At 52.7% G+C, this 1,284-nt stretch carries 1 rRNA gene (only partly in view); it reads right to left on the bottom strand.

Features of this window, described 5'->3' with window-relative positions:
- Positions 1 to 1,168 (bottom strand): 23S ribosomal RNA (locus tag OGV82_RS19780); it reaches 1,728 nt to the left of the window's first position.
- Between the last annotated feature and the right edge of the window lie 116 nt (positions 1,169 to 1,284).

Here is a 1,284-nt window from a genome sequence, read left to right as displayed (position 1 = left end):
GTCGCTGCCGCAGCTTCGGTGCATGGTTTAGCCCCGTTACATCTTCCGCGCAGGCCGACTCGACCAGTGAGCTATTACGCTTTCTTTAAATGATGGCTGCTTCTAAGCCAACATCCTGGCTGTCTGGGCCTTCCCACATCGTTTCCCACTTAACCATGACTTTGGGACCTTAGCTGGCGGTCTGGGTTGTTTCCCTCTTCACGACGGACGTTAGCACCCGCCGTGTGTCTCCCGTGATAACATTCTCCGGTATTCGCAGTTTGCATCGGGTTGGTAAGCCGGGATGGCCCCCTAGCCGAAACAGTGCTCTACCCCCGGAGATGAATTCACGAGGCGCTACCTAAATAGCTTTCGGGGAGAACCAGCTATCTCCCGGTTTGATTGGCCTTTCACCCCCAGCCACAGGTCATCCGCTAATTTTTCAACATTAGTCGGTTCGGTCCTCCAGTTAGTGTTACCCAACCTTCAACCTGCCCATGGCTAGATCACCGGGTTTCGGGTCTATACCCTGCAACTTAACGCCCAGTTAAGACTCGGTTTCCCTTCGGCTCCCCTATACGGTTAACCTTGCTACAGAATATAAGTCGCTGACCCATTATACAAAAGGTACGCAGTCACCCCATAAAGAGGCTCCCACTGCTTGTACGTACACGGTTTCAGGTTCTTTTTCACTCCCCTCGCCGGGGTTCTTTTCGCCTTTCCCTCACGGTACTGGTTCACTATCGGTCAGTCAGGAGTATTTAGCCTTGGAGGATGGTCCCCCCATATTCAGACAGGATACCACGTGTCCCGCCCTACTCATCGAGCTCACAGCCTGTGCATTTTCGTGTACGGGACTTTCACCCTGTACCGTGCGACTTTCCAGACGCTTCCACTAACACACAAGCTGATTCAGGCTCTGGGCTCCTCCCCGTTCGCTCGCCGCTACTGGGGGAATCTCGGTTGATTTCTTTTCCTCGGGGTACTTAGATGTTTCAGTTCCCCCGGTTCGCCTCGTTAGCCTATGTATTCAGCTAACGATGATGCACCGTAGTGCACCGGGTTTCCCCATTCGGACATCGCCGGGTCAAGGGTTCATATCACCTCGCCGGCGCTTTTCGCAGATTAGCACGTCCTTCATCGCCTCTGACTGCCAGGGCATCCACCGTGTACGCTTGGTCGCTTAACCTCACAACCCGAAGATGTTTCGTGAAACACTTCGCGTTGCGAAAATTTGAGAGACTCATACACACTTTACGTGTGTCGTTTCAATTTTCAGCTTGATCCAGATTTTTAAAGAGCAAA

Origin of the sequence: Citrobacter sp. CK191 (assembly GCF_030333435.1) — a bacterium.
Taxonomy (GTDB): Bacteria; Pseudomonadota; Gammaproteobacteria; order Enterobacterales; family Enterobacteriaceae; genus Citrobacter_B; species Citrobacter_B koseri.
Note: the sequence above shows the minus strand (reverse complement) of the source record. Positions and strands in the feature narration are given on the sequence as shown.